This is a genomic window from uncultured Bradyrhizobium sp., from assembly GCF_936943645.1.
Lineage (GTDB): Bacteria > Pseudomonadota > Alphaproteobacteria > Rhizobiales > Xanthobacteraceae > Bradyrhizobium.
Genome location: NZ_CAKZJO010000050.1, coordinates 100,022 through 118,496, shown reverse-complemented (window position 1 = coordinate 118,496; position 18,475 = coordinate 100,022). Strand labels below are relative to the sequence as shown.

At 64.2% G+C, this 18,475-nt stretch carries 21 protein-coding genes; 12 read left to right on the top strand and 9 right to left on the bottom strand.

The features are described from left to right. The first annotated feature begins 2 nt into the window (after positions 1 to 2). Both Q0743_RS09530 and cynS read left to right on the top strand, forming a co-directional pair. Positions 3 to 926 carry an ABC transporter ATP-binding protein gene (locus tag Q0743_RS09530; protein WP_298241277.1) on the top strand — a complete coding sequence of 308 codons (924 nt, stop codon included), beginning with the start codon at positions 3 to 5 and terminating at the stop codon, positions 924 to 926. Positions 927 to 941: 15 nt separating this feature from the next. Beyond that, positions 942 to 1,424 carry a cyanase gene (gene cynS, locus Q0743_RS09525; protein ID WP_298241276.1) on the top strand — a complete coding sequence of 161 codons (483 nt, stop codon included), beginning with the start codon at positions 942 to 944 and terminating at the stop codon, positions 1,422 to 1,424. Here cynS and Q0743_RS09520 read toward each other — a convergent pair. After that, positions 1,411 to 2,238, bottom strand: coding sequence for an isocitrate lyase/phosphoenolpyruvate mutase family protein (locus Q0743_RS09520; RefSeq protein ID WP_298241275.1), 828 nt, complete (start codon positions 2,236 to 2,238; stop codon positions 1,411 to 1,413). The two genes, cynS and Q0743_RS09520, sit on opposite strands and share 14 nt — an antisense overlap. An 11-nt stretch (positions 2,239 to 2,249) precedes the next feature. On the opposite strand from Q0743_RS09520, the gene Q0743_RS09515 reads away from it, so the two are divergent. Next, a complete protein-coding gene (locus Q0743_RS09515) occupies positions 2,250 to 3,332 on the top strand; it encodes a LysR family transcriptional regulator (protein ID WP_298241274.1) in 1,083 nt (360 codons plus the stop codon). Positions 3,333 to 3,337: 5 nt separating this feature from the next. On the opposite strand, the gene Q0743_RS09510 is transcribed toward Q0743_RS09515, so the two are convergent. Then, entirely contained in the window at positions 3,338 to 3,661 is a 324-nt protein-coding gene (locus tag Q0743_RS09510; protein WP_298241273.1) for a DUF1476 domain-containing protein, read from the bottom strand. Between the two features lie 331 nt (positions 3,662 to 3,992). Here Q0743_RS09510 and purC point away from each other — a divergent pair, with 331 nt between their 5' ends. The 3 genes from purC to Q0743_RS09495 are packed head-to-tail and all read left to right on the top strand — an operon-like array spanning position 3,993 to position 5,284. Next, on the top strand, positions 3,993 to 4,760 hold the full coding sequence (purC, locus tag Q0743_RS09505) for a phosphoribosylaminoimidazolesuccinocarboxamide synthase (RefSeq protein WP_173015815.1): 768 nt from the start codon (positions 3,993 to 3,995) through the stop codon (positions 4,758 to 4,760). A 13-nt stretch (positions 4,761 to 4,773) separates the two neighbouring features. Further along, positions 4,774 to 5,016 carry a phosphoribosylformylglycinamidine synthase subunit PurS gene (gene purS, locus Q0743_RS09500; RefSeq protein ID WP_128950927.1) on the top strand — a complete coding sequence of 81 codons (243 nt, stop codon included), beginning with the start codon at positions 4,774 to 4,776 and terminating at the stop codon, positions 5,014 to 5,016. 13 nt (positions 5,017 to 5,029) lie between these two features. Then, the gene (locus Q0743_RS09495) at positions 5,030 to 5,284 is read left to right on the top strand and encodes a hypothetical protein (protein ID WP_298241272.1); all 255 of its coding nucleotides are present in this window, start codon (positions 5,030 to 5,032) and stop codon (positions 5,282 to 5,284) included. 15 nt (positions 5,285 to 5,299) lie between these two features. On the opposite strand, the gene Q0743_RS09490 is transcribed toward Q0743_RS09495, so the two are convergent. Then, the gene (locus Q0743_RS09490; protein WP_298241271.1) at positions 5,300 to 6,316 is read right to left on the bottom strand and encodes a magnesium and cobalt transport protein CorA; all 1,017 of its coding nucleotides are present in this window, start codon (positions 6,314 to 6,316) and stop codon (positions 5,300 to 5,302) included. Positions 6,317 to 6,482: 166 nt separating this feature from the next. On the opposite strand from Q0743_RS09490, the gene purQ reads away from it, so the two are divergent. Continuing rightward, positions 6,483 to 7,184 carry a phosphoribosylformylglycinamidine synthase subunit PurQ gene (purQ, locus tag Q0743_RS09485; RefSeq protein WP_298241270.1) on the top strand — a complete coding sequence of 234 codons (702 nt, stop codon included), beginning with the start codon at positions 6,483 to 6,485 and terminating at the stop codon, positions 7,182 to 7,184. Next, entirely contained in the window at positions 7,181 to 8,170 is a 990-nt protein-coding gene (locus Q0743_RS09480; RefSeq protein ID WP_298241269.1) for a tripartite tricarboxylate transporter substrate binding protein BugD, read from the top strand. The genes purQ and Q0743_RS09480 overlap by 4 nt, the downstream gene beginning before the upstream one ends. On the opposite strand, the gene Q0743_RS09475 is transcribed toward Q0743_RS09480, so the two are convergent. Together Q0743_RS09475 and Q0743_RS09470 are read right to left on the bottom strand one after the other, a co-directional pair. Then, entirely contained in the window at positions 8,171 to 9,136 is a 966-nt protein-coding gene (locus tag Q0743_RS09475) for a DMT family transporter (RefSeq protein WP_298241268.1), read from the bottom strand. Positions 9,137 to 9,213: 77 nt separating this feature from the next. Continuing rightward, entirely contained in the window at positions 9,214 to 9,693 is a 480-nt protein-coding gene (locus Q0743_RS09470; protein ID WP_298241267.1) for a PaaI family thioesterase, read from the bottom strand. 185 nt (positions 9,694 to 9,878) lie between these two features. On the opposite strand from Q0743_RS09470, the gene purL reads away from it, so the two are divergent. Next, entirely contained in the window at positions 9,879 to 12,089 is a 2,211-nt protein-coding gene (gene purL, locus Q0743_RS09465) for a phosphoribosylformylglycinamidine synthase subunit PurL (RefSeq protein WP_298241324.1), read from the top strand. 213 nt (positions 12,090 to 12,302) lie between these two features. On the opposite strand, the gene Q0743_RS09460 is transcribed toward purL, so the two are convergent. Continuing rightward, a complete protein-coding gene (locus Q0743_RS09460; protein ID WP_298241266.1) occupies positions 12,303 to 13,490 on the bottom strand; it encodes an acyltransferase in 1,188 nt (395 codons plus the stop codon). Positions 13,491 to 13,670: 180 nt separating this feature from the next. Here Q0743_RS09460 and Q0743_RS09455 point away from each other — a divergent pair, with 180 nt between their 5' ends. Further along, complete coding sequence (locus Q0743_RS09455) at positions 13,671 to 13,844, top strand: DUF1328 domain-containing protein (protein ID WP_298241265.1); 174 nt, start codon at positions 13,671 to 13,673, stop codon at positions 13,842 to 13,844. Positions 13,845 to 13,968: 124 nt separating this feature from the next. Here the strand turns inward: Q0743_RS09455 and Q0743_RS09450 are convergent, their stop codons facing one another. Further along, positions 13,969 to 14,328, bottom strand: coding sequence for a DUF427 domain-containing protein (locus tag Q0743_RS09450; RefSeq protein WP_298241264.1), 360 nt, complete (start codon positions 14,326 to 14,328; stop codon positions 13,969 to 13,971). Between the two features lie 193 nt (positions 14,329 to 14,521). Between Q0743_RS09450 and Q0743_RS09445 the strand changes: the two genes are divergently transcribed. Both Q0743_RS09445 and Q0743_RS09440 read left to right on the top strand, forming a co-directional pair. After that, positions 14,522 to 14,758: a BolA family protein gene (locus Q0743_RS09445; protein WP_011088461.1), complete on the top strand. Its 237-nt coding sequence runs from the start codon at positions 14,522 to 14,524 to the stop codon at positions 14,756 to 14,758. Between the two features lie 41 nt (positions 14,759 to 14,799). Continuing rightward, on the top strand, positions 14,800 to 15,993 hold the full coding sequence (locus Q0743_RS09440; RefSeq protein WP_298241263.1) for a low temperature requirement protein A: 1,194 nt from the start codon (positions 14,800 to 14,802) through the stop codon (positions 15,991 to 15,993). Positions 15,994 to 16,039: 46 nt separating this feature from the next. On the opposite strand, the gene egtD is transcribed toward Q0743_RS09440, so the two are convergent. Continuing rightward, on the bottom strand, positions 16,040 to 17,011 hold the full coding sequence (egtD, locus tag Q0743_RS09435) for an L-histidine N(alpha)-methyltransferase (RefSeq protein ID WP_298241262.1): 972 nt from the start codon (positions 17,009 to 17,011) through the stop codon (positions 16,040 to 16,042). A 51-nt stretch (positions 17,012 to 17,062) separates the two neighbouring features. Then, entirely contained in the window at positions 17,063 to 18,358 is a 1,296-nt protein-coding gene (gene egtB, locus Q0743_RS09430) for an ergothioneine biosynthesis protein EgtB (RefSeq protein ID WP_298241261.1), read from the bottom strand. Between the last annotated feature and the right edge of the window lie 117 nt (positions 18,359 to 18,475).

Below are 18,475 nucleotides of genomic sequence, written 5' to 3'. Positions count from 1 at the left end.
ACATGACCGACAAGTTCGTCTCCATCGAAGGCATCGCCAAGCGCTATCCCGGTGCGGGCGGCGCGACGACGACCATCTTCGAGAATCTCTGGCTGTCGATGGCGCGCGGCGAGTTTGCTTGCGTGATCGGCCATTCCGGCTGCGGCAAGACCACGGTGCTCAACATCCTCGCCGGCCTCGATGCGCCGAGCGAGGGCGCCGTCATCGTCGACGGGCAGGCGATTTCGGGCACCAGCCTCGACCGTGCCGTGATTTTCCAGAGCCATGCGCTGCTGCCCTGGCGCACCGTGCTCGGCAACGTCGCCTATGCCGTCAGCTCGAAATGGCGGAGCTGGGACCGGGCCAAGGTCAAGGCGCACGCGCAGAAATTCATCGATCTCGTTGGTCTTTCCGGCTCCGAGCACAAGCGACCGTCGGAGCTGTCGGGCGGTATGAAGCAGCGTGTCGGCATCGCGCGGGCGCTGTCGATCACGCCGAAGATGATGCTGATGGACGAGCCGTTCTCGGCGCTGGACGCGCTGACGCGCGGCACGCTGCAGGACGAGGTCCGCCGCATCTGCCTCGAGACCGGGCAGACCGCCTTCATGATCACCCATGACGTCGACGAGGCGATCTATCTCGCCGACAAGATCTTCCTGATGACCAACGGGCCCGGCGCGATGCTTGCGGAGGTGGTCGAGAACCCCCTGCCGAGGGATCGCGGCCGTACCGATCTGCACCGTCATCCACTCTACTACGCGCTGCGCAACCACATCATCGATTTCCTGGTGACGCGCAGCAAGACGTTCGCCGCCGAGACACCCGGTCACGATCCGCGTAATGTGCCGCTGGTGCATATCGGCAAGCCGGGCCTGACGATCGCATCAAACGGTGAAGAGCCACGACAGACCTGGATGCCGGGGACAAATCCCGGATTGAGTGCCTAACAAGGAGACGCCATCATGAAACGCGAAGACCTCACCGAAAAGCTGCTCGATATCAAGCGCGAGAAGGGTTGGAGCTGGAAGCACATCTGCGACAAGATCGGCGGCTATTCGGAGGTGCTGATCGTCGGCGCCGTCCTCGGCCAGATGAAGCTGACGAAGCCGCAGGCCGCCAATGCCGGCGAGCTGTTCGGCCTGTCGAAGTCCGAAGTCGCCATGCTGAACGAGACCCCGATGCGTGGCATGCCGATGCCCCCGACCGATCCCCTGATCTATCGCTTCTACGAGCTGGTGATGGTGAACGGGCCGGCCTGGAAGGCCTTGATCGAGGAGGAGTACGGCGACGGCATCATGTCGGCGATCGACTTCGACATGGCGATGGAGCGTCAACCCAACCCGAAGGGCGACCGCGTCAAGATCACCATGAGCGGCAAGTTCCTGCCGTACAAATATTACGGCGCCAGCGGTAACGTGCCGGAATACGGTTTCAAGGAGGAGTGACCGCAGCGAAGGCGGCGCGCAGCTCGCCGACGTTGGCCATCTCGCGAATGTAGCTGAAGGATCCCTTGTCCTTCATCTCGCGCGCGCAGCTCAGGAATGCGGCGAGGGCGTAGCGCGACATGGCCCCGCCGACGCTGATGCGCTTGACGCCGGCAGCGGACAATTGTCCGACTGTCAGCGTCGGGTCGGCAAAGCCCATCACGTGGTTGAACGGCCTCCTCAGCGAGGAGACGACGGTCCGGATCGTGGCGAGATCGTATAGCCCCGGCGAATACAGGACGTCGGCTCCTGCGGCCTCGAAGGCCTGCAGGCGCCGAACCGTGTCGTCGATGTCCTTGCGGCCGTGCAGGAAGTTCTCGGCCCGCGCCGTCAGCGTGAACGGAATTGGAAGTGCGCGCGCCACTTCCACGGCGGCCTGGACGCGCTCGACGGCGTGGGAAAACTCGTAGATGGGGCGATCGCGGTCGCCGCTGAAATCCTCGATCGAGCCGCCGACGGCGCCGGCCTCGGCGGCCCGCTGAATTGCTTCGGCGGCACGCTTCGGCTCGTCTGCGCCGCAATTCTCGAGATCGACGCTGACGGGCAGGTCGGTCGCTTCGGCGATCGCGCGCGCGTTAGCGAGGATGACATCGAGACTGACGCCGCTACTGCCGATCATGTTGGCCACCCCGAGGCTCGTGGTCGCCAGGGCCTCGAAGCCCATCGCCGCAAGCAGCTTGGCCGTGCCGGCATCCCATGGATTGGGAATGATGAAGGCATCCCGCCGCTCGTGCAGCGCGCGAAACGCCGTCGCCTTGTCCAGCTGGCTCGTCATGGCTCGTCTCCGTGTTGTCGGTCGAGGGAGACTTAGGCGCGTTTTCGCCATCCGCCAAATTTGTTATTCTTGCAGATATCATCAGCTTTTTGCATGAGGTTGGCATGGACAGCGACGCCCTCAACACCTTTCTGACGGTGCATCGCAGGGGCGGGATCTCGAATGCCGCGAAGTTCCTGCACCGTTCACAGCCGGCGATTTCGCGCCGAATCGCGTTGCTGGAGCAGGAGCTCGGCGTGCCCTTGTTCGAACGGGAGGCAGGCCGCACCCGGCTGAGCGATGCCGGGCGCGTGCTGATCCCCTATGCCGAACGCGCGGTCGCTGCGGCGCAGGATGCCGAACAGGCGATACGTGCATTGACCAAAGAGAATGCGGGGCCGGTTTCGCTGGCCGTGACCGGCACGCTCGCCGATGGCCGCCTCTCGACCATCATGAAGCGGTTCGCCCGGGAAAATCCGGCGGTCACGCTGACGTTGCGGACGGCGACCAGCGCGGAGGTCAGCGATCTCATCCGGCGCGGCGAGGCCACGATCGGCCTGCGCTACAACGTCGACCGCGCCGGCGATCTCGCCTGCGAGCTGGTGCTCACCGAGGCGTTGCAGGTCGTTTGTGCGCCCGATCATCCGCTGGCCGGCAAGCGCGTGAAGCGGCTTGCCGAGCTTCGCGGTGAACGCTGGATCGCATTTCCGGAAACGCGCGGACGCCGCGAGATCGCCGCGGCCCATGTGTTCGCGCTGTTTCTCACGAAAGGGTTCGGCGAAGTCGAATGGACCGCCGTCGACAGCCTCACCGCGCAGAAGCGCCTCGTGGAGGCCGGCTTCGGTCTTGCGCTGCTGGCACGAAGCCATGTGGATGAGGAGCTGCGCGCCGCCTCGATCGCGACGATCGCCGTCGGCGATCTTGCCGCGGACCAGGACACTGTCCTCGTGACGCGTCGCGATGGCTTTCTGAGCGCTGCCGCAGGGCGCCTGCTCGACACCATCCGCCGCAACTACGCCGGGCAGGACGTCTCGGCCACGCAGACGGTCAAAAAGCAAAACGTCAGAAGAAAGACGCCGGCGCGCAAGGTTGTTGCGCGCCGGCGTCTTGCCTGAATGGATTATTTCCCCGCCTTCACCTCGGCGGCCGCGACCGCGAGCAGCTCGCTCATCTTGGCGCGAATCGCCTGTTCGGTGACGGCGATGTTCTTGGCGGCGAAATCGGTCGTGATCTTGTGCAGGACGTCGGCATCGCCCGCTTCCTCGAAATCGGCCGCGACAACCTCCTTGGCATAGGCCGTGGCGGCGTCGCCTGACATGCCGAGCTTCTCGGCGGCCCACAGCCCGAGCAGCCGGTTGCGGCGGGCCTCCGCCTTGAATTTCTGCTCCTCGTCGAGGGCAAACTTCTTCTCAAAGCCTTCCTCGCGCTTGTTGATCTCGCTCATGCCTATTGCAAATCCCTGCTGACTGGAGCCGGCAGGCCCTCGTTGCGAGGGCCCCGGTGCATGCCTACATAAGGGGCACGAATCGGCAAAACAACGGGCCGTTAAGCCGCAGGCAAGACGGTATAAGTTGGCGCCGGACGGCCGGATCGATTGTGCTGGGACAGCCAATCGGATAGGTTGCCTAAAGGCTTGGTTCCCGTTCTGTTTCCTCAGGTTTCCTGAGGGCATGGATCGGTTCCCAGTCGTTCACGGCAGCTCCGCTGTGGGTCGTAATCCTAGTCAACCGGAGCACACCAAATTCATGGATTTCAACAAAACACGGTACATCCCCATGAGCCGTCGGCGTCGCATTTATGAAGGCAAGGCAAAGGTTCTGTATGAAGGCCCGGAGCCCGGCACCCTGATCCAGCACTTCAAGGACGACGCCACCGCGTTCAATGCGAAAAAGCATCAGGTGATCGAGGGCAAGGGCGTCCTCAACAACCGGATCTCGGAGTACCTGTTTCAGCACCTCAACGACATCGGGGTGCCGACCCATTTCATCCGCCGCCTCAACATGCGCGAGCAGTTGATTCGTGAGGTCGAGATCGTGCCGCTCGAGGTGGTGGTGCGGAACGTTGCCGCCGGCTCGCTGTCGCAGCGCCTCGGCATCGAGGAAGGCACGCAGCTGCCCCGTTCGATCATCGAATTCTATTACAAGAACGACCAGCTCAACGACCCCATGGTGTCGGAAGAGCACATCACGGCCTTCGGCTGGGCGACGCCGCAGGAGATCGACGACATCATGGCGCTTGCCATCCGTGTCAACGACTTCCTCACCGGCCTCTTCCTCGGCATCGGCATCCGCCTCGTCGACTTCAAGATGGAGTGCGGGCGCCTGTTCGAGAACGAGATGATGCGCATCATCGTCGCCGACGAGATCTCGCCGGATAGCTGCCGTCTGTGGGACATCAAGTCGAACGAGAAGCTCGACAAGGACCGCTTCCGGAGGGACCTCGGCGGGCTGCTCGAAGCCTATACGGAAGTTGCAAAGCGCCTCGGCATCCTCATGGAGAACGAGCGTCCGCAGGGCTCCGGCCCGGTGCTGGTGAAGAGCTGAAGAGGATTTTGACGTGAAGGCACGTGTCACCGTTACCTTGAAAACGGGTATTCTCGATCCGCAAGGCAAGGCCATCGAAGGCGCGCTGAAATCGCTCGGCGTCGACGGCGTTGCCAGCGTCCGCCAGGGCAAGGTGTTCGACATCGAGCTCGCCGGCGCCGACAAGGCCAAGGCGGAGGCTGCGCTGAAGGACGCTGCGGACAAGCTGCTGGCGAACACCGTGATCGAGAATTATGCTATCGAGATGAAAGCATAGGGATTAAGCCAAAATGCCCGACGTGACGGCCGAGCTCATGTTCGAGGTGTTGAAATCGATCCAGGCGCGGTTGGCGCAGGTCGATGGCAAGATCGATGAAATGAAGCAGGAAATTCTGGCGTTGCGGACGTCTCAAAATGCCGCTCGCCAGGATGTCACGAGTGTCTTTCAGGAGATTGCGGGGGTTCATGCCACGCTGGTGAGGCATGAAGGGCGGCTTGACCGGATCGAGCGCAGGCTTGAATTGAACGAGGGGCCTGTTCGATAGCGTTGGTCGAGTGCGTCACAGCCACCCCGCCCGGCGAAACCGCCAGTACAGCGCGGTGCACGCCGTCAGCATCACGCCGAGCAGCATGAAGTAGCCGTACTCCCATTCCAGCTCCGGCATGTGCTTGAAGTTCATGCCGTAGATGCCGGCGAGGGCGGTCGGGATGGCGATGATCGCGAGCCACGAGGCCAGCTTCTTCGACACCGCCGTCTCCTGGGCCTGGCCGACCAGAAGGCTCGCCTCGAAGGCGAAGGCCAGCACCTCGCGCATGGAATCGATGCGCTCCTGAATGTTGCGGACGTGATCGGTGACGTCGCGGAACAGCGGCTGCATGGCCTGCCGCACCATCGCCAGCTCGTCATGCTCCAGCCGGCGGCACACTTCCACCAGCGGTCCGATCGCGTTGCGCAGCCGCAAGAGGTCGCGGCGCAGCATGTAGAGCCGCTCGATCTGCGCCTTGCTGATCGGCTTGGAGAGCACGTCGTCCTCGATGCCCTCGACCTCGTCGTGGATGCTTTCCAGCACTGGCGAGTAATTGTCGACGATGAAATCGAGGATGGCGTAGAGGATGTAGTCCTCGCCGCGGGCGAGCGCCCGCGGGCAGCTCTCGCAACGCTCGCGGACCGGCTTGTAGGACGTCGAAGCGCCGTGGCGCACGGAGACGAGATAACCTTCGCCGACGAAGATGTGCGTCTCGCCGAAGGCGATGCGGCCCTCGATCAATTGCGCGGTGCGCGCCACGATGAAGAGGGCCTCGCCATATTGCTCGATCTTGGGCCGCTGATGGGCGTGATTGGCGTCCTCGATGGCGAGCTCGTGCAGATCGAACTGCTTCTGCACCGCTTCGAGCAGCGCCATGTCGGGCTCATGCAGGCCGATCCAGACCACATGGCCGGGCTTGGCCCGCCAGCTCGAGGCTTCGCTGATGGCGATATTGGCGACGCGTCGGCCGTCGACATAGGCGCCGGCCGCGACGACGCCCTCGGTGGATACCGGCTCGGAGGGAGATGCGGGGAGCGACGGGACGTTCATGGCTTCAATCCCGGGCAAAATCGTCAGGCAGAAGTGCCGTGGCTATGGCCTGTGTACAAGGCCATCCGGCAAGGCTAGCACTGGTAAAATCCCCGTCAAATGGCTATGTCTCTTCACGAAATGGCCCCTTGGCCAGCCCGATTCCCGTCACCGCCGGAACCCGAACATGAAAGCCGCCATCCTCGTCTTTCCCGGAATCAACCGCGAGCGCGACATGGCGCGTGCGTTGAGGCTGATCTCGGGCCACGAGCCGGCAATGGTCTGGCACGCCGAGACGTCGCTGCCATCAGGCACCGATCTCGTGGTGGTGCCCGGCGGCTTCTCCTATGGCGATTATCTGCGCTGCGGCGCCATCGCGGCCCGCGCGCCGGTGATGGATGCGGTGCGCGACTATGCGGCCAAGGGCGGCCTCGTGCTCGGCGTCTGCAACGGCTTTCAGATCCTCTGCGAGTCCGGCCTCCTGCCGGGCATCCTGATGCGCAATTCGCGGCTGAAATTCATCTGCAAGGATGTTCACCTGCGGGTCGAGCGTTCGGATACGCCGTTCACGCGCGGCTACAATGCCGGCCAGGTCATCCGCGTGCCGGTCGCGCATGGCGAGGGCAATTATGCAGCCGACGAAGAGACGGTGAAGCGGTTGCTGGGTGAGGGGCGCGTGCTCTATCGCTATTGTTCTCCGGATGGCGCCGTCGACGATCAATCCAACATCAACGGCGCGGCGCATTCGATCGCCGGCATCGTCAACGACAAGGGCAACGTGCTCGGGATGATGCCGCATCCGGAAAACCACGTCGAAGACATCATGGGCTGCACCGACGGTCGTGGCCTGTTCGCCGGCCTCACCGCGCATCTGGAAAAGGCCGCGTGATTTCCTTCGTGCTGAAGCGGTCGCTCGCTGCGATCGCGGCGCTGTCGCTGGCGTCATTTTCGCTCGCGACCGGCGCCTTCGCGCAGGATTTCCCCAAGCGTCCGATCACCATGATCGTGCCGTTCGCGGCCGGCGGCACCTCGGATGTGATCGCGCGCGCGGTGGCCGAGCAGATGGGCATCGCGCTCGGCCAGACCATCGTGATCGAGAACGTCGCCGGCGCCGGCGGCTCGACCGCGCTGGCGCGCGCCTCGCGTGCGGAGCCCGACGGCTACACCATCGCGATCGGCAATGCCGGCACCAATGCCGCGACCTACACGATCTATCCGAAGCTGCCGTTCACGCCGGAGTCCTTCGTGCCGATCGCCATGGTGGCGAAGACGTTCGGCATCATCGCGCTGCGCAAGGATTTTCCGGCCAAGGACCTGAAAGAGTTCGTCGCCTACGCCAAGGCCAATCCGGGCAAGATCAATCTCGGCCATGCCGGCGTCGGCTCCTCGAACTATCTGATCTGCAAGAGCTTCGTCACGTCAGCGGGGATCGACGCGACGCTGGTCGGCTATCGCGGCGCCGCGCCCGCGCTCACCGACGCGGTCGGCAGCCAGATCGACGGCGTCTGCGATGCGGCGGCTTCGGTCTCGCAGTCGATCAACGAGAAATTGGTGAAGGGTCTCGTGGTCGGCTCCACCGTGCGGCTCGCCACGCTGCCGGACCTGCCGACCTCCGCGGAGGCCGGCCTGCCCGAATTCGAGGCGCAGGGCTGGAACGGCCTGTTCGCGCCGAAGGGGACGCCGCCGGCCGTGATTGCCAAGCTGAACGCCGCCGCGCGCACCGCCGTGGAAACCGGCGCGGTCAAGAAGCGCTTTGCCGACCTTTCGACCGTCGCCCCCGATGCCGACGAGCATGCGCCCGAAGTGCTGCAAAAGCTGGTGACCCGCGACGTCGAGAAATACCGGAAGATGCTGGCGGACGACGCCAAGCAGTAGCTATCGCAACTTCAACTTCTCCGCCGGCACCGTCATGGCCGCAACCCCGGCCATCACCAGCAATAGCCCGAGCGCGAGATTCGACGGCACGCTCTCGCCGAGCAGCAGCACGGAGAGGCCGACGCCGATCGGGATGCGCAGATAGCCTTGGGCGTTGGTGGTCAGCGTGCCGAGCCGGCCAAGGCAGACATAGAACAGCATCAGGCCGAGTGCACTCGAGACGATGCCCATGACGATGGTGGCGACGATGGCCGTCGGCGTCGGGTGCAGCGTCCAGGGCTGGTCGATGATCAGCGAGGGCGGCAGCAGGATGAAGCCGCCGAACAGCAGCGAGCCGGCCGCCACCATCATCGGATCGTATTCGGACAGGCGCAGGCCGAAGATCGTGGCACAGGCAAACGAGATGGTGGCGAGCAGGATCGCGATCTCCGCCACGATCTCGCTGCCGAAGCCGCGCAGCGCATCGAGGCCGACAATGGCGACGGTGCCGGCAAGGCCCAGAATCGCACCGGCGAGCTTCAGCAGCGTGGCCGGCTCGTGCCGGGTGATCAGCGAGGTGATCAGGAAGGCAAAGATCGGCGTGGTCGAGGCCAGCACCACGGTGTTCGAAGCCGGCACGTAGAGCTGCGACCAGGTGATGATCAGGAACGGGAAGGTCGAGTTGATCAGCTGCTGGGTCGCGAACAGCTTCCAGGCCTTTGGGTCGGTCGGGATCCTGATGCCGCGCATCCACAGGATCGCGAACAGGAAGGCGGCCGCGATCAGGGAGCGGGCCGAGATGAAGGTGATGGGCGGGATGGTGGGGAGCGCGAGCTTGGCCAGCGGATAAGTCGAGCTCCAGCAGCAGGCGAGCGCGAGCAGCAGCGCATAATCGCGCCAGCTGCGCGCACCGGTGGCGGCCATGGACGGCAACGGCTTCGATGCGGCCGCCGTCGCGCGACCCGCCTCCGATGTGCTCTGCGGCACCTTGATTCTGCTCCCCGGCGCGATAAGCGCTTGCCGGGAAGTCTGGGCGAGGGCGCGCGAAAAGGGAAGGCGCCGAGCTATGCGTTTGGCTGAGGGAGCGCCTTCCGCTTCATCCGCTTGATCGTGCCGGAAAAGGTCAGCAGCACCCGGTCGCCGGACGTCATCTTGCCGCGCAGGAAGATCAGCGAGCCGCCGGCGCGGGTGACCTCGCCGGCGCACTCGATCAGTTCGCCCTCGCGTGCCGCATCGAGGAATTCGCAGGCAAAATTGGTCGTCACCGCCCGGCTGTCCAGGACATGGGTGGCGATCGCGAACAGGGAGTAGTCGGCAAAGGCCATGTAGCAGCCGCCGTGGACGTTGCCGGAGCCGTTGAGGTGCTTCTTCTCGACCCGGAAGGCGCTGCGGACGTTGCCGTCGGCCTCGATCCGGTGCCAGAAGGGGCCGACATGGGCTTCAAAACTGTCGCGAATCCAGGTCCGCCAGCCCACAAATTCGCCCTCGGTGGCGATGTGGAGGTCGGGCCGGCGGGGCGGGGGCGCTTTGGTCAATTCGTGCAAGGAAATGGGCCTTCAATTGCGGGTCTTTAGCCCTTAAATCCGATCCGTCCGCGCCGTGCAATTCCTGTTCCCGCCGCCCCCGTCTGCAAAACGTGGGACAGCGGGAAAATGGGCCATAAAGGGCTTTTCGCGAGCCCCGGATGTTCCTAAGAACGGCCAAACCGCCGCCGAAAGCCCCTGAAGCCATGAAGAACGAACCCAAGATCACCCCCGAACTGGTTGCCGCCCACGGGCTCAAGCCCGACGAATACGAGCGCATCCTGAAGCTGATCGGGCGCGAGCCGACCTTCACCGAGCTCGGCATCTTCTCGGCAATGTGGAACGAGCACTGCTCGTACAAATCCTCTCGCATCCATCTCAAGGGCCTGCCGACCAAGGCGCCCTGGGTGATCCAGGGCCCGGGCGAGAATGCCGGCGTGATCGACATCGGCGACGGCCAGGCGGTGGTCTTCAAGATGGAGAGCCACAACCACCCGAGCTACATCGAGCCCTACCAGGGCGCGACCACTGGCGTCGGCGGCATTCTGCGCGACGTCTTCACCATGGGCGCGCGCCCGATCGCCTGCCTGAACGCGCTGAGCTTTGGCGCCCCCGAGCATGCCAAGACCCGGCATCTCGTGTCCGGCGTCGTTGCCGGCGTCGGCGGCTACGGCAACTCCTTCGGCGTGCCGACGGTCGGCGGCCAGGTCCGCTTCCACACCCGCTATGACGGCAACATCCTCGTCAACGCGATGGCGGTCGGCCTCGCCGATGCCGACAAGATCTTCTATGCGGCCGCCTCCGGCGTGAACATGCCGATCGTCTATCTCGGCTCCAAGACCGGGCGCGACGGCATCCACGGCGCCTCGATGGCCTCGGCCGAGTTCGACGACAAGTCCGAAGAGAAGCGCCCGACCGTGCAGGTCGGCGATCCCTTCGCCGAAAAGCTGCTGCTCGAGGCGTGCCTCGAAATCATGGAGAAGGGCTGCGTCATCGCCATCCAGGACATGGGCGCGGCGGGCCTGACCTGCTCGGCCGTGGAAATGGGCGCCAAGGGCGATCTTGGCGTCGACCTCGATCTCGACGCGGTGCCGACCCGCGAGACCGGCATGAGCGCCTACGAGATGATGCTCTCGGAGAGCCAGGAGCGCATGCTCATGGTGCTCAAGCCCGAGAAGGAGAAGGAAGCCGAGGCGATCTTCAAGAAGTGGGGCCTCGACTTCGCCGTGGTCGGCTACACCACGCCGAGCAAGCGCTTCGTGGTCAAGCATGGCGGCGACGTCATGGCGGATCTGCCGATCAAGGAGCTCGGCGACGAGGCGCCGCTCTACGACCGGCCGCACGTTCCCTCCGCCGCGCTACCGGTCGTGCATGCCCGCGACGTGCCGGCGCCGATGGCGCTCGGAGCCGCGCTGGAGAAGCTGATCGGCACGCCGGACATGTGCAGCAAGCGCTGGGTCTGGGAGCAGTACGACCACGTCATCCTGGGCAATACCATGCAGCGTCCCGGCGGCGATGCCGCCGTGGTGCGCGTCGAGGACGGGCCGAAGGGCCTCGCGCTGACCGTCGACGTCACGCCGCGCTATTGCGAGGCCGATCCGTTCGAGGGCGGCAAGCAGGCGGTGGCCGAGGCTTGGCGCAACATCACAGCGGTCGGCGGCAAGCCGCTCGCGATCACCGACAATCTCAATTTCGGCAATCCTGAGCGACCGGAGATCATGGGCCAGTTCGTCGGCTGCCTGAAGGGCATTTCGGAAGCCTGCCGCACGCTCGACTTCCCCGTCGTCTCCGGCAACGTCTCGCTCTACAACGAGACCAACGGCCGCGCGATCCTGCCTACGCCCTCGATCGGCGGCGTCGGTCTGCTCGACGACTTCACCAAGTCGGCGTCGCTCGCCTTCAAGGCCGAGGGCGAGGCGATCCTGCTGGTCGGCGAGACCCATGGCTGGCTCGGCCAGTCCGTCTACCTGCGCGACATCTGCGGTCGCGAGGAGGGCGCGCCCCCGCCGGTCGATCTCGCCGCCGAGAAGCGCAACGGCGATTGCGTGCGCGGCATGATCCATGCGGGGACTGCGACTGCGGTGCACGACCTCTCCGACGGTGGCCTCCTCATCGCGCTTGCCGAGATGGCGATGGCGAGCGGCATCGGGGCCAAGCTCCTGGCAGCGCCGACCTCGCTGGTCTCGCAGGCCTATTGGTTCGGCGAGGACCAGGCGCGCTATCTCGTCACCGTGCCGGAAACCGAAGCCGGCCGCGTGCTCGCCAAGATGCGCGGCTGCGAGGTGCCTTGCGTGCGCATCGGCACCACCGGCGGCGACGCCATCGCGATCACCGGCGAAGCGCCTGTTGCGATCGATGCGCTGCGCAGGTCGCACGAGGGCTGGCTGCCGGACTACATGGGCGGTAAGGCGGCGTAGGCGTTACTTTCCTAGGCTCGTTGGCTCCCTGCGATTTCTTCGTTGCGACAAGCTCAACCGTCATCCTGAGGTGCGCGCTCTTGCGCGCCTCGAAGGACGGCTGCAAGCGCCCGTGGTCCATCCTTCGAGGCCTCACCTCGCGATGCAAATGCATCGCAAGGTTCGCACCTCAGGATGACGGCGGAGAGTGTGGCAGGTGCCGTAGCTGGAGCCTCACAACACGTGCGACGCGCCCGGAATCTTCCGTAATGCCGCCGTCAGGCCCCAGCTCAAAATCACCGTGAGCACGAAGCCGATAGCGGCCTTCACGATCGCCGGCAGGCTGTAGTCGAACAGCACGTATTGGATCCAGAGCGCGATCGGGTAGTGCACCAGGAAGATGCCGTAGGCATCCGCCTGCATGCGGTCGAGCAGGGTCGGCCCCGGCGTCCTCGAATGCAGGAAGAAGGCGAGGATCGCGAGCAGGATCGAGGCCGAGAACAGCACGAAGAACGTGCCGTAGAACAAATGGTACCAGTATGGCAGGTGATCGGGATTACCGAGGATCTCGCGCTTGATGTAGATCATGCACCACATCAGGCAGTACGGGACCAGCGTGATGATCACCCACGACCAGCGGCTCCTCGGCAACTGGCCGTCAGCCCCGAGAATGCCGCGGTCGAAATTCGCCGCACCGACGCTGGCACCGATGAAGAAGTAGGTGAAATAGAGCAGAATGCGGCTCGCCTGCACCGAGAACGGTCCGAACTCGAACCATTTGTTGGTCCCGAAATGGAGCAGCGCCGGCGGATAGACGATGAGGCTGACGGCGACGAGCATCAGCCAGAACAAGACGGGCTGCTGAAATCCGCGCAGCGACACGCGGTTGCCGGGATCGACCAGATGCGCCGAGACGCGGTAGAGCAGGCTTGCCGTCAGGTCGAAGGCAAGCAGCACCCATACGAACCAGATCGGGCCGCTCGGCCACGGGCCCGCCGTCACCGTCTTCCACCAGAACGCAGCGAAGGTCAGCTCGGGCTCGGCCCGCAGCGCGATGGCGTAATAGGCGAGTGGGATCACGGTGAGGGCCGCGATCGCGAACGGCAGCCCCAGCCGCAGCAGGCGGTCGCGCAGGAACACCGAGGGGGCCTTGCGCGCGATGCCGGGCCAGGTGAACAGGCCCGACAGGAAGAAGAACATCGCCATGAAGAAGCTGTCGGTGGCGAGCACGATCATGTCGAAACCGGCGAAGGAGGCCGGATCGGTGTGACCGAAATGCGTGTAGGGGATCACGGCATGATGCAGCAGCACCACGAGCGTCAGGAAGGTTCGGGCGCGATCGAGCGACAGGTTGCGCGATTTGCTCTTCGGCGCGGCATGCGCTTCCGCGCCGATCGTCGCTGAATGTGACATCGTGGTCATGGCCGCCCCGCGCTCCTGCTCCCGGGCGCGACTGTGCCGCCGGGAACCGGATTCAGCAAGCCTCGTTTGAGCAGGTCTTCAAGCCTGACACCCCTAGGAACCAGTTCCATGCAGCGAAGTTAGCGTCCGCGAAAAGGGCGTGAGGGCCGCGGGCAAGCGGCACCAATTGCGGAGCTGGTGATGACAATCCTGAAATGGGCGCTGATTTTCCTGCTGATCTCGATCGTGGCCGGCGTGCTCGGCTTCACTGGTATCTCGGCCGCCTCTGCCGATGTCGCCCGCTTCCTGTTCTATGTCTTCGTGGTGATCTTCCTGCTGCTGCTGATATTGGGGCTCACGATCTTCAGGGCGTAGCGACTGCGCCAGCATTATCGGCCTGGCTTGTCCCGGGCTTAAACGAAATTGCCGATCATCAGCAGCCAAGAACGTGAATGGCCGGGACGTTGCCCGGCCATGACGGAGAGACCTGTGCCGGTCTCTACCCCACTTCCTCGATCTTCACCTTGTCCGGGTAGAAGGCGAGGTGACCCGATATCTCCGTCATCGCGGGGAAGGGCGTCTCGTAGGTCCAGATCGCGTTGTCCAGCGTCTTGCCGTCGGCCTTGACGCTGTAATAGCTGGCGTCGCCCTTGTAGGGGCAATGGGTGGTCCGCTCGGTGCGCTCCAGCAGCGCCATGTTGGTATCCTCTCGCGGCACATATTGCACTGCCGGATATTTGGCCTCTTTCAAGGTCAGCGCCTTGTTGGTCTCGGCGATTACGATGTCGCCTGCCGTGACGCGGACGCGCCGGGGATTCGGGGTGATGGTGATGGGGTGGTCCGGCCCTGGAAGTTTCATGATTTCACGCCTTTTCGATCGATCTGCCGCGCGCGGCACTTTGTCGTGCCTTTATCCTGATGGGATCAGGGATATAGTGCCTGAGTGCGTGACGTAGAAGGCCGTTCACGCTAAGTTTGGCCTCGACCGGCGAGGGGACCCCGGTGAGTGATTCGACGACATGGCTATGAGCCGAGACAGGAGCTAGACCCGAATGCCCATGGACGCCCACGATATCGAGGCGATGATCAAGGCGGCGATCCCCGATGCCGAGGTGACCATCCGTGACCTCGCCGGCGACGGCGATCACTATGCCGCGACCGTGATCTCGGAATCCTTCCGCGGCAAGTCCCGCGTCCAGCAGCACCAGATCGTCTATCAATCCCTACGCGGCCAGATGGGCGGCGTGTTGCATGCGCTGGCGCTGCAAACCGGCGTACCCGGTACGTGACGAAGCTGCTCCTGACCTGACCAGCGCAACGGGGGACGATGATGGCTGCGGACAATCCGCGCGGCGCGATGTTTCGCGTCATCGTGCCCAACCAGCACAGCCGCGTCACCAATGTCGAGCTGTTCTTCGACCTCGTCTTCGTCTTCGCGGTCACGCAGGTGTCGCATACGCTGCTGCACCATTTTACACCGCTCGGTGCCGTCCATGTCACGATGCTGTTTCTGGCGGTGTGGTGGGTGTGGGTCTACACGGCCTGGGTCACCAACTGGCTCAATCCAGAGCTGACGCCGGTCCGCATCCTGCTGTTTGCAATGATGCTGGGCGGCCTCATGCTGTCGACGACGATCCCGACGGCTTTCGAGGGGCGGGGCCTGTGGTTTGCGATTGCCTATGCGACCATGCAAGTGGGGCGCACCGCGTTCTGGATGTTCGCAACGCCGCGGCACCGGACGGCGGTCCGGCACAATGCGATCCGCATCCTGGTCTGGCTCTGCATCTCCGCAGTGTTCTGGATTCTCGGCGGCTTCGCTCACGACGAGGCCCGGCTGTGGTTCTGGATCGTCGCCCTGACGATCGAATACATCTCGCCTGCGGCCCGCTTCTGGGTCCCCAGGCTCGGCTTCTCCTCGGTCGAGGCCTGGGCCGTCGAAGGCGGCCACATGGCGGAGCGCTGCTCGCTCTTCGTCATCATTGCGCTCGGCGAGGCCGTCGTCGTCAATGGCGCGACCTTTGCCGAGCTGGAATGGACTGCGGACAACATCCTGGCCTTCGTCTCGGCGCTGGTCGGCAGCATCGCGATGTGGTGGATCTATTTCCACAAGGGCGCCGAGGCCGGCTCCGAGTGGATCTCGAAATCCACCGAATCCGGCCGGTTGGCGCGGCTTGCCTATACCTATCTGCACCTGCCGATCGTCGCGGGCATCATCCTGACCGCAGTCTCGGACGAACTGGTGCTGAAGCATCCCTCAGGGCATTCGGACGTCCGCACCATCGTCAGCACGATCGGCGGCCCGTTGGTGTTCCTGGTCGGCACCATCCTGTTCAAGCACTCGATTCGCGGCTTCCTCCAGCTCTCGCACGGCATCGGCATCATCCTGCTCGCGGTGCTGTGGTGGTTCGCCGCCGATCTCTCACCGCTCTGGTTGTCGGTCGCAACGAGCGCGATCATGGTCGTGGTGGCGGTGTGGGAGTCGGTGTCGCTGGGGTCGAAGGACGAAAAGGCCGAGGCGCACTGAGCCCTGGAGCGGCCTGAGCAAGCGCCTCGTCCTTCGGTGCGAAGTCTTACTCAGCAACCTCCAGCGCATGCACCGAGAACATTCCGGCCGCATCCGTCCAGCTCTCGCGCACGCGCCAGCCGGCGCCCTGCGCCAGCGCGGCGAAACGCTCGATGCTGTATTTGTAGCTGTTCTCGGTGTGGATGCTCTCGCCGGTCCGGAACGAGAAGGTCGTGCCCAGGAGGCGCACGGTCTGGTTCTTCTTGCTGAACAGATGCATCTCGATGCGGTGCCGCTCGCGATTGTAGATCGCGCGATGGGTGAACGCCGAAAGATCGAAATTGCCGCCGAGCTCGCGGTTGATGCGCACGAGCACATTGAGGTTGAAGCGCGCGGTGACGCCGGCGGCGTCGTTATAGGCGTCGAACAGCACGCGCTCGTCCTTCTCGAGGTCGGCGCCGATGATCATCTGCGCACCCTTGCCGAGGATCCGACGCGCACTCTTCAGGAAGGCCTGCGCCTCGTGCGGTTCGAAATTGCCGATGGTCGAGCCCGGGAAGAACCCGACCTTGGGCAGGGACGCGACTGCCTTGGGCAGCTCGAACGGCGTGGTGAAGTCGGCAGCGACCGGGTAGATGCCGAGCGCAGGGAAGTCCCGCTTCAGGCCGTTGGCCTGAGCCTTCAGGAAATCGCCGGAGATATCGACGGGCACATAGGCCGCGAACTTGCATTGGCCCAGCAGCAGGCGGACCTTCGTGGTCGCGCCGGCGCCGAACTCGACCAGCGCGGCGTGCTCGGGAATGATCTTTGCGATCTCGTTGCCGCGCTCCTTCAGGATCGCAAGCTCTGTCCGTGTCGGATAATATTCCGGCAGCTTCGTGATCGCCTCGAACAGCTCCGATCCCGTCGCGTCATAGAAATATTTCGGCGACAGTTTTTTCGGCTGCTGTGAGAGATCCTCGATCGCCTCGCGGGCGAAAGCGGTGGTCTGCTCGTCGGGGAGATGGGCTTCGGCCAAAGCGCTGGCGTGCACATTCATGATACTCTCCTGAACGCGCTGTCCGGCGCGCATTTGTCGTCGGATGAAAGTCTACTCGTAGTCGGCGAGCCGCAGTCCGGTGAACTGCCAGCGGTGGTGCGGGTAGAAGAAGTTTCGATAAGTGATACGGCTGTGGCCTTCCGGAGTTGCAAGCGAGGAGCCGCGCAAGACCAATTGGTTGACCATGAACTTGCCGTTGTACTCCCCGAGCGCGCCCTCGACGGCGCGGTAGCCGGGGTAGGGTGAGTACGAGCTGCGGGTCCATTGCCAGACGATGCCGAAGGCGTCGTTGAGCTGACCTGAACGCGCGGCGACCTCCCATTCCATCTCGGTCGGCAGGTGCTTTCCGGCCCAGCGCGCATAGGCGTCGGCCTCGTAATAGCTGACGTGGCAAACTGGTGCTGCGGGATCAACCGGCTTGAGGCCGGCCAGCGTCATCACCTGCCATGCGCCGTCGACCTCGCGCCAATAGCCGGGGGCCTGCCAGTCTTCCTTGCTGGCGGCGGCAAAGCCGTCCATCAGCCAGAGCGTCGCACGCCGGTAACCGCCGTCGCGCATGAAAGCCAGCCATTCGGCATTGGTGACGAGATTGCGTGCGATCTTGACCGGGCCGACCAGGGCGCGATGCGCCGGCCTCTCGTTGTCGAAATGAAAGCCGTCATCGGCATGACCGACCGTGTGGATGCCTTCGTTCAGCGCCTGCCAGTCCTCGCCGGCGCGCGTTGCCGAGGGGAAGCGCCAGTCAGCGTCGTAGGCCGGATAGACCGGATTCTGCGCGAAGGCGTGCAGGATATCGGAGAACATCAATTCCTGATGCTGCTGCTCATGGTTGAGCCCGACCTCGACCAGCGGCGCGATTTCGCGCAGCTTATCGGCACCGGCCTCGCCGAAGAATTTCACGACGGCCGCATCGACATATTGCCGGTAGGCCCCGACCTGATCGGCACTGGGACGGGTGATGTCGCCGCGATGATTGCGGGCATGGCGGGGGCCGGCGCTGACGTAATAGGAATTGAACAGGAATGCGAAATCGGGGTGGAAGGGCCGATAGCCGGCCGCGTGCTCGCCGAGCAGGAATTGCTCCCAGAACCAGGTGGTGTGGGCCCGGTGCCATTTCGCCGGGCTGGCATCGGGCATGGATTGGATCTGCTGGTCCTCCGGCGAGAGCGGCGCGGCCCGGCGTTCGGTCTCATGACGGACGGCGATAAAGGCGTCCTGAAGCCTCTGGGCGAGGCTGCCCTGACCGGACGGTGACGAAAGCGGGGCGGTGGCCGTGGCGGAGGCTTGTTTCGTCACGTTTTTCTCCAGACAGGACAAGAGAACGTTGTTGGCGTTGCCCGGTTCCAAAAACCGGGTTCGTCCTAGATAGGGGCTCCGTTACGGTATGAAAGTCCTCTCCGGCGATGATATTGATGTCATCAGCCTATGGACCCGGCTGGGGCAAACCGGCTGCCGGGGACCTCG